Origin of the sequence: Amycolatopsis sp. CB00013 (assembly GCF_001905755.1) — a bacterium.
GTDB lineage: Bacteria > Actinomycetota > Actinomycetes > Mycobacteriales > Pseudonocardiaceae > Amycolatopsis > Amycolatopsis japonica.
Map to the genome: position 1 here is coordinate 496961 of NZ_LIWC01000003.1, position 9850 is coordinate 506810.

Here is a 9850-nt window from a genome sequence, read left to right on the forward strand (position 1 = left end):
AGTCCCCTTCAACCGGGGTCTGCCGAACCCTCGTGTCGGCGACGAATGGGACGCTGGCGGAACCGACCACGGAAGGGATTCCCGACTGATGACCTACCAGCCTGAGCGCGAGTTGAACCTGACCTACGACCCGCAGCGAGGATGGTTCCACTTCGTGCTCTATAGCGAAACACCGACGCTGTGGGGATCTGCACTCAACGCCACCCAGCAACTGCGCAAACCCAGCCAGTACACGGAGGAATGGATTGGCCGGTTGCAGGACACCGGGCCGACCCCACTTCACATGGCCCTGGTCTCCAATGACGACGCTCCGCGACTGTGGCATCCCTGCGTTTTCGACGATCCCGACTCGCCGTCGGCAATCGCTGGCGACGGCTGCCTGTGCCTGACGACCTTGTACGATCCGCTTACCTGGATGCCGGTGGTGAAGCAGCACTACCGCACGGTCAGCGGGAACATCGATGAGTGGACTTACTGGACCTTTTCCCCGTTGTCGCTGCCTGAGGGCCAGGTGCTGGAGCGGTTGATCATCGATCAGGACGCTGGCGTCATGTGGCTGCGCAACGACCGCGGCGAGCTGCACTTCCTACCCGAGAAGACCGGCGCGGGCTACAGCGTCGGCTATGGCGGCGGTGGGCCCGGGAAGTTCGCTGAGATGATCGAGAAGATCGTGGCCTCCGACGGTCACGACGTCACCCCGGACACGAGCCAGGTGACGGCGAATCGTCATCTGAACGACTGGACATCCTCGCCCGTGTCGGACCGGACGCGGGAGTTGTCCTTGGCGCAGCTGCGGACCTTGCGGACGACGGGGACCGCGCCGGCCTGATCGCTCCTCGGCGACGACTTCCGAGGGGCTGCCGCATTCCACTAACTAGGTCCGGACAAACGCACGCCAACCTGTCCGGACCTAGTTGGCGAACCACAGGTCGCCCGCGTTGTCTCCCGACGAGTTCAGGCGAACGGGACATGCCCGGCGGAGGACCGGTCAGCGGCATGAGCGGATGCTCATCGGGCACTTGAGTTGCTGTCTGTTGATGAAGTTCAGCGAGTTGGCGGGCCGCCAGCAACACCACTCTGTCGGACACCGGACTTAAATCCGAGGACTGGGTGGGCTTGGCTTCCGCCTTCCGGTGGCCTGGTCCTTGGCGGTCTGGCCGAGCGGGCCGCAGCGGCGCGTGGGGATTGGGGCGGCCAGGAGCCATTGCCGGGCGTTTCCTGGTGGGCTTCGGCGACCGCGGCGTCGGCGTGGACCGGCGTCGGTGGCGTGCGCGGCGGTCTCGATGGCCGCGTTCGCCGCAACCGCAGTGGCGGCTATCCCGTCCACGACCTTCGCCCACTGAGCACCGCGCGGCATCCCGTTCTGAAGCAGGATATCGACCCTGGCGGGCGACGTCGTCCTTCGCGCGCCGATACAGCTCCGGGTGGTAGCTGTGACCGGCCTGATCCAAGGCGAGCAGGCGGGCCGTCTCGCGAGAGACGTTCGCCGCAGTGGTCACGTCCCTCGCGGTCCACTCGAGGGCTTTGACACCGTCGACGTGCGCGCAGCGAGCAGGTTGGCGCGGGTCCGGGGACGCCGGAGGCCGTCGCGAGGTACTCGACTTGGTATCGGGTGATCCGGCGCCCGCCGCGGTCGACCAGTAACGCGGTGTCGTGCGGGTCGGCGATGCGCTGGGCGAGCCAGGTGCCCAGCAACGGGGCAAGCTGGACCGGGATCGGCCGGACGCGGATCTTGTTGCACTTCCTCAGCAGTGTAATCAACCTGAACTCGGTTCCGCCGCTGTCTGCGCAGTAGCCGATGTCACCGGCGTCGAGGTTGTAGATCTCGGGGACGCGGGCCCCGAGGTAGACCATCAGGTGCATCGTCAGCTGGGTGGACATCCTCGACGACTCCCACGCCGAGTACGTCTCCTTCATCACCCGCAACGGCCGTTCGCGCCCCCGCCGGTGCCGGCCGCCATGGGCCTTGCCTACGAGAACCAGGCCGCGCTCCCCGACCGCGTCGGTAGCGAGATCACCGTCGCGTTGACCCGCCTCGACGATGAGGTCCGCGGCGGCCAGTCACCCGCAGTGGCCGGGAACTCGGGAAGGGCGCCACGGTCGGCGCTCCTGGCGCGACACCGACGCCGACCGGGAACTTGACGTCGTGTCTCGACCAGCACGCGGAAATCCGCCGCTCCAAGGGGAATGGCGACCACGACCGCATCAGCGGGTCGCGGCGTAAATGCCTGCGGCGCCACTGGGCATGAGCATCTCGCCTGGCCGGCATGGCTCCAAACGCCGGAAATGCGGCGGCTGAATAGCGCAGCAGGGCTCTTGATGTGTGAGACATTCGAGTGGTCTGTAACATTCTCGCTTCCGGATGCTGATCATCCGACGCTAGCCTGACGGCGACGGGCGCGGAAGCCTGGCGTGCTTTGGTGGGGGTTTCATGCAACGAAACATTCGCATTTTCTCATGCCGCTTATGTGGCGATGATGTCCGCTGCAACCTTGTCGACATCGGTCCGGCGACAAGTAGTGCCGCCGCGCTATTCTTGCCGAGTTCAGAATTCGTTCATGACCACGAACCACGGAATTTATAGTAGTTCGTTGGCAACGTCCACATATCGGGTATCCAAACTTGCCTACCTCCAGTCTGCCCACTTTCCGTACACGCGCCCGCGTCCGAGATGCGCGGTTACGTGTGGATACGTGATTTGTTCTATTGACATGCGAGCACAAGGGGGAATTGTTATGAGACGTTCCGGCAGACCGACGGCGGTAACCCGTCCGTCGCGGCAACGCAGAGGCCGGACGGCCGCGGTGTTCACCGCGGCCGTCATGGCGCTGAGCGTGCTCACTGGGGCGCCGGTGGCGGCGGCACCCGACCGCGACCGGCCGGCGAACAGTAGTTCTGGTTCCTCCACGTCGACAACGGAGGCGCCGCTCGTCGATACTGATGTGGGGACTCCGGTGGACGTGACGGCCACTGAGACCACCGCGGACGGTACGGACGATCAAGCTCCGGAAGAGGACACAGAAGCCGACGCCCCGCCGGCCAGTTCGCCCGCTGGCACGGCGGCAGGAGCTGGGGATCGTGACGATTCGCTGGTGCGGGTTCGCGAAGCGTTGATCAGCGGGAAACATTCGACTCGGGCGCAGCGAGACGCCAGGAAGAACGCTGCTGAGGTGTGCACCAGCAGCGACTTCAGCGTGGAACTGCCCGAATTCTCGGTCGTGGCACTCAATAGACTGTTCGGGAAGGTCAGACTGACCGACGATCAAGTCGCCAAGTGCCAGGGGCAGTTCATCGAGGTCTGCGCCGTCGCGCTGCCGTATACGGACAATATCAAAGATTGCGCGGTCCGCGAGATCACGCTCGGAACCAATTTATATGTCAGCAATGGCATTTCCGCCTGCGAAGGGGACTGGGCCTCGCTAGCCGGCTGGGAACACGCAACCGATGGGCGGATCTCCAACGTAAGAAAGTACCACCTCGCCGACGATGGGACCTGCAAGGAAGGCGAGCACGATGACGACCAGCCGATCCCAGGTGATCTGGAGATGATCGTTCTGGCCTACCAGGCCAGGATCCCTGCAACGGAGAACACCAACGACTTCGAGTGGAACGCCGCGAGTGCCGGTGAGATCGCGAAGATCATCACCTCGATGAAGAAGGCGAACACCGGCACACCCGAGGGGCGAATACAGGCAGACAGGGAACTGGAGGAGTTTGGCTACGAGCTCGAATTCATGACCGACACCGTCACTGGCCGTAGCTATCTTCTGTTCTATGAGGTGAATCCGTTCAACCGCGGATGGGGGCTGTACGTACTTCGCTATGATGCGACATCGGCGCCCACCAACCTGGCGGTCGAAGCGCCCCACCCGATTCACGACGAGCTGTCGGCCAAGTTCGGCATCAAGACTTTCGTCGACCTGGACGGGAAGATGTTCGCGATGGCGGGTACCCACCGTTACAACAGCACTGAGGTGCGCGACCCGGTGAAGTATCCCAAGAGCCGGGTATCCGACATGGCGCGCAGCTACGAGAGCTTGTTCCACAAAGTGCACACCAACTTCACCACCGGGCACCCTGACATCACCGGCGGTACGTGGAGCCCCACCCATGTGGCCCAAGTACACGGTTTCGAAGCACGCGCGGGATACCCGGAACTCGTGGTCAGCAACGGAAGCTGCCAGCCGCATGCCAAACTCCGCCTTTTCGCCGAGAAGGTTCGGCACAAGGGAGTTTCTGCCGGCGTGTTCGAGGGAGACGCCGCCTGCTCCAAGGCGTCGAGAAACTATCCGGCGGTCGGCGCGACGATCAATCCACAGGCGAAACATACGCGGAAAAAGGGTGGCTTTTTCTATCACCTCGAAGCGGTGAGGTCACTGCGGTTCGAGCCTTCCCGGTACCACCTTGTCGGCAAGGCGCTGGGTGAGACGTTGCTCGAGGGTGACACCGGACTGCCGGCGAAGATCGGTCCTGCGCCCGGGTTCGACCCCAACGCGACCGCCGCCTACGCCCGGACGCATGCCCGCAACTACAACAGCAACTACTGGAACTGGAACCACCGGGGACCCGCGGTGGGTGGTGACAGTCCGAACTTCGCGAGCCAGGCTCTCGCCGCAGGCGGCTGGCAATGGTACGAACCCGCCGACGGTGCGCCTGGTGATCATCAAAGCAGCAACTACTGGTACTACCGGGGAAACGCGGGGAACGGCAACGGGGTCGGCGCCACCACCTGGTCCTGGGTCAACGCCGAGACCTGGAGTTCGTTCGCGAGAAAATCTGGCCGGGTCACCAAGATCAAATACCTGAGTGACGTCGGTCTCGGCGACGTGGTGCAGCTGGCCCTGCCGGAGGCCAAAACCAAAGAGAACCGGTCGATGATCGTCACCGGCTTCGACTCCAGCGGTCCGCTGGTGAGCTATCACTCACCGGACGTGGTCGACTTTCCCCTGTGGTCGCTGATCCAGAGCTACAACCTGAACTGGGCCGACTCCGACGTCGCGAACGTGCATCACCCGGGCATGGTGCTCACGGCCTGGCGGACGGTGAGCGTCAGCGACCACGCCCACCGTGGCGATGGCGTCTCCCAGCCCGGAGTCCCCACGACCCAGGCACGACTGGAACTGGATACTTTCGTCCCGACCCCGGAGGGGTCGATGGAGGGGTACGACCGCGTGAAGTCCTTCCCGCATTGGAATGAGGTCAAGACGTGCAGCACGCGGCAGACCGTGCTCCGGCGTGACGGCAGGGCGGTGCAGCTAGGCGCTGGCTGTCAACCGGCGTCCGGTATTTGGTTCAGCGAATACGACGGCCTAATTCACACCGACCCCAAAAAACTTGAGATCGACCACGTGGTGCCGCTGGCCGACGCGTGGCGCTCCGGCGCCAGCACGTGGACCGTCGACAGGCGCCGTGACTTCGCCAACGATCTCGCGGGACCACTGCTTCGAGCGGTGACCAGTACTGTCAATACCTCGAAGAACGACAGGGATCCGGCGGACTGGGTCCCCCCACGGACAGGTGCGCACTGCGGATACGCCAAGCACTGGATCCACTCGAAGTTCCGCTGGGGCTTGACCATGCAAATCACCGAAAAAGACGCGTTGCGGACACTGCTCGGAACCTGCCCCGACTGAGATGAGAGCGGAAGGCCCGGTCGTCGCCGGCCGGGCCTCCCTGTGTCTGTCCTACCGGCCTCACGAGGCGGCCGCCACTCGGTGGCCGCCTCTCAGGTGCAGTCCCAGTAGTAGGTCACTGACGAGAGATCGCCGCGGGCCACCGCGGTCGGGTCACCGAACAGGTGCGCGATGCCGTGGTCACCCCACCCTCTGGTGTAGACGTCCGAGTCGATGGTGATCAGGACCTGACCGGCGGGCTCACCGATCGAGGGGTAGTTGCCATGCCCGCGTGGGTCCTCCTGGGTGAAATCGGCGCTGCCGCCCAGCGAGCTCCTGCTGACGAAGTCGTCATCATCGAACGGGCTGTAAGCGCCGAGTACGTGGAACCTCCATCCGTTGCGCAGGAGATCGGACGCGCAGTCGCTGCGCTCGCCGTTGAGCGTGGCCAGTTCGCGGACCAGCCGGGCCAGATCCCCCTCCTCGTCGACATAGAACTCGGCCATCTGCGGCAAGGCCCGGCCGATCGTGAACGTCACAGCGCGTGCCTCGGTAGGAGTGAACGGCGCGTACACCCCGGGCCGGTCGCTGACCGCCTGCCATGGGGTCAGGGCCGTCGGAGACGCCATCGACGGTGCCGACGTGTCGGGATACCAGCGGACCTCGAAACCGGCCTTTCCCTCCGTCTCATCGAAGGTGCGCCCGAAACTTTCACTGTCAGCGCCGACGAACCACTGCAACACCCCCGTCGTGGGGAAACCTGGCAACGGCCCGACCTCGGCGAAGTTGATCTGAACGACACTGAACATCGGAACACCGTTGTACATCGGCCACGACGCACCCTCGGGCAGATAGGGATACCCGGCGAGAAATGACCCGGTCGCCGACACCGGAGGCCCGTCACCGACCCGTATAGCGGCAGAAGGAAGAGAAACCCGGTCGAGCAGTGGCCGTAGCTCACTGAGCACTTGTTGTCGTCGTTCGTCCTCATCGGAAACGGTCACACCCCGGACGGTAGGGCACCAACCCGAAGGGCGACAAGGGATGGACATTCCCGACGGCACCGACGCTGGCCGACACCACCTGGGATCGCCGTGACGTATCGGGGTCGCCGTAGTGCCCGGGATATTCCAGGCGGATATGGCCTGAACAGCAGTGATCGGTCCTTGTCACCTTGATGGGATCCGGGCTAGTCGTGACGAGCGCCCTGGACAGGGCCACCCAGTCCAGCGCTGGACTGGGTGTGCCAGGAAGCGAAGGATCGAGGAGTTGTGGGGCGCTCGGGTCCCAGTACCCGCTCCAGATCGGCGCTGACCTATCCGCTCATCGGCATGAGCGTGCGAATGGAGAGCTCGTTCTCTTCGAGATGTGGATTTTCAGCGGAGGGTGGTTGTCTTACCGATCATGCTGCTCGTCCTCCTCTATCTGTCCGGTAGTCAGTTCGAGGGCGAACCGGCGTGCATTGTCGTTGGGATCGGAACGTGCAAGGTCGTGAATCACGTCGCGAGCGTCGGCCGGCCATGCGGTTCGCGGCCACTGTTGGAACGCTGTCAGGGCCATGTTCCGGTTGCGAGTAACCGGGCTGTGCAGTCCAGCCAGCAGCAGATCGGCTCCGGTGCCGGGATGGTCGCGCAGGGCTTGCAGGGTCCAGTCCAGCGCATTGTGGGCGCGCCATTGCGGGCCCATTCCCAGCTCGTCGGCTGGCCCGGTCGTGATCTGGTCGATCGGCAGGAGGGTATGCGCCAGGTCCGCCAACTGCTGAGCACGCCCGGTGTCTGCCTGTTGCCAAGCGTGGAACCACCCGCTGCCGAACGGATCGGTCTTGATCTTCTCGAGGTGTGCGTCGAAGGTGTCCATGCCCCGGACACGGGCAGCACGGTCTGCCAGGGAGAACTCAACGGGGTCGTCTGATGCCAGCCCCGCGGTGATGCGGCCGATCCATGAGTCCTGGCTCAGGATCTGGTCACTGGCGTGCTCGAAGGCTTGTCGGCGGGTGGCGGTCCAGCCGTTCTGGCTGCGCTGGTCCCACCCGGTCTCGCGGGCGAGGAAGGAGCGGATCGTAGCCACGGTCGAGAAGTCCTGAAGGGTCTGCGCCTGGGTGGTCATCGTGGCGAGAAACGCCTCCACGGCGTCGGCGCCGGACTCGTAGTCGTCGACGTCTTCCGCCGGTCCACCCGTGATCAACGCTTCCAGAATTTCACCAGCGGAGGTCAACAACCCTCGATCGACCGTCTCACCGCGCAGAGCTTCGAGCAGACCTCCGGTCGTGGCGGCAATGTAGGCCAAGTACTCGTACATGATGGAGTTTCGGAATCCCTCACGCAGGATCCACGAGCGAATGTCCGGATCGGTCGTGTCCCGCAATCGCTCCACGCAATGAATCCGGCCCCAGCCATCCACCGACGCGGCCAGCGCCCACAACTCCGACTCCGGGGCGGGTAGCCCGTTGGAGATGGCCACTGCGCAAAAAAGGGTGAACTCTTCGTGTGCACCGAGCGTCCGCACGACGGCCACATCGTCTCCGAGCCCGGTAACACCAAGCAGTGCGATACCCAGCTTGACCGGCCCTCGATCGGGAGCCGTGACGGCAAGCCACTTCCCAACCCTATGCAGCGCCCTCCCGTCCAGCCGCTCGCGGCCCAGCCTTTCCATCAACGCGTCGACGTAGTCCATGACGTCGTCATCCATGACACCGGCATAGAGCTTGCGGAGCTGCCTGGCCGATGGCCGCCGGCACGCCATCGCCAGCAAGCGTGCGACCTCAGTGGCGCGGTCAGTGCCATCGGCGGATCCATGGTGACCGATGACCCCATCCATGGCACCAGGCACCCACCGCAGCCGATCGGACATCACCCTGGCGTCATCCGGCAACCCCACCTCTGCCGGCAGCCGCCCGGACGGATCAAGATTCCGGCGAATGTGCTCGTAGAGCGCAACCCCGGCCATCACCACCGGCAGGTCAACCGACACAGACGTCACTCCCCGCATATCCACGACAACACGCCATGGACGATACAAGTATCGAACCTTTGCCTTAAACCAAATACCCCAGCCCGCAGCGTTACCGACGTCATCCTCAACTCGGCACATGCGCGCCTCGCGACAGCGCGGTCAGCGGCATGAGCGGATGTTGGCCACGCGACTAGTCCCGTGCTGCCGCGGCGGGTGCGGCGGGTGCGGCGGGCGGAGTCCATAAAGGCCTCGCCCGAGGACTCAACCGAAGGACCGGCTCGAGCATGAGTTCAGCTGGGTTCGCCCCGGGCCCTCTGGTTCGTCCTTAGCGGCCAGCGGGCTGGACGATGTCCGGGCCGCCGGTATGAGGTGTCGGAACGTAGCCTTGCGCCGACGTCGGCAGCGTCGCCACGCAGTTCGCGGAGCACGCGTTCACCAGCAGCGGCAGCACGTCGGTACCGACCCGGCGGGAAACCCACACCTGATGCAGTTCTCGATCGATCAGCCTGTCGCAGACGCTGCACGTCCGTACGACCGTGGTGCCCCACACGCCCGGATCGAGCTCGGCGAAGTCCGCCTGGTCGGCATGGGTCACCGGCCGCAACGCCGGAAACGGTGGCCGGAACTTGACGTTGCCGTAGAGGACACGGGTGCTCACCGTGCTGTCGATGACACTTGCGCACCTGGTGAGTTCATACGGGTACCAGTGCAGCCGGTGCGACGTATAGGGCTCGAACACCTCAAGGCTGGTCATCGCTCCGATCTCGGGTGGCAGGCGGACCAGGTTCGTTCCGTACAGGACCAGGCGCGTGACCGCAGTCAGCTTCGCGATCGTGGACGGCAACGTGATGATCTGCCGCCGTTCCACGGCACTCATCCCCCTGAAGGGCGCGAACTCCGTCCGACCATCCTCGACAGCCTCGTCGATCAGCGCCAGGAGGTGCTGCCAGCCCTCTGCCGCTTGGTCTTGTGTGTCCTTATGGAACGAGACGGTCACCGGTCGAGTCGTCTTCGAATAGCCGACGCACCGGCAGTGATCCCGATCGAGCCCATCCGGCGCGGCTCCGACGGCGTCGGCGAACCGATTGGGGAACACCTGCGGCGCGTTCTCGTCAGTCGACACCTGTGAAGCGTATCGACGATGGCCGGTAACAGTTGCCACCACTACGACCCGTAGTGCGCAACCTCCTGTCGTCGGCATTTCCGGACGTTCCGGTCGTTGCCGCCATGATCGATAAGGGCGGCAGATCTGGTACACGTTCTCTGGGGGGGGGGGGGGGGGGGGG

Annotated in this window: 5 protein-coding genes; 2 read left to right on the forward strand and 3 right to left on the reverse strand. The window is 64.5% G+C overall.

Translation table 11 applies throughout. The annotated features are described in order from the left end of the window. Window positions 1-88 precede the first annotated feature (88 nt). Both AMK34_RS21930 and AMK34_RS42280 read left to right on the forward strand, forming a co-directional pair. Window positions 89-829 (forward strand): hypothetical protein, encoded by a 741-nt coding sequence (locus AMK34_RS21930; RefSeq protein WP_073846622.1) that lies wholly within the window; start codon window positions 89-91, stop codon window positions 827-829. 1975 nt (window positions 830-2804) lie between these two features. Further along, window positions 2805-5633 (forward strand): amidase domain-containing protein, encoded by a 2829-nt coding sequence (locus AMK34_RS42280; RefSeq protein ID WP_158073297.1) that lies wholly within the window; start codon window positions 2805-2807, stop codon window positions 5631-5633. A gap of 92 nt (window positions 5634-5725) precedes the next feature. Here the strand turns inward: AMK34_RS42280 and AMK34_RS21945 are convergent, their stop codons facing one another. The 3 genes from AMK34_RS21945 to AMK34_RS21955 form a co-directional block, all read right to left on the reverse strand. Continuing rightward, window positions 5726-6616, reverse strand: a complete 891-nt coding sequence (locus AMK34_RS21945; RefSeq protein WP_158073298.1) for a DUF1963 domain-containing protein — start codon at window positions 6614-6616, stop codon at window positions 5726-5728. Window positions 6617-7007: 391 nt separating this feature from the next. After that, complete coding sequence (locus AMK34_RS21950) at window positions 7008-8582, reverse strand: hypothetical protein (RefSeq protein ID WP_143202549.1); 1575 nt, start codon at window positions 8580-8582, stop codon at window positions 7008-7010. Window positions 8583-8889: 307 nt separating this feature from the next. Continuing rightward, the gene (locus AMK34_RS21955; protein WP_241832829.1) at window positions 8890-9687 is read right to left on the reverse strand and encodes a leucine-rich repeat domain-containing protein; all 798 of its coding nucleotides are present in this window, start codon (window positions 9685-9687) and stop codon (window positions 8890-8892) included. Window positions 9688-9850: the final 163 nt, after the last annotated feature.

Excerpts from the sequence above, each read along its gene's own strand:
- AMK34_RS21930 (WP_073846622.1), top strand. The coding sequence starts at position 89 with ATGACCTACCAGCCTGAGCGCGAGTTGAACCTGACCTACGACCCGCAG.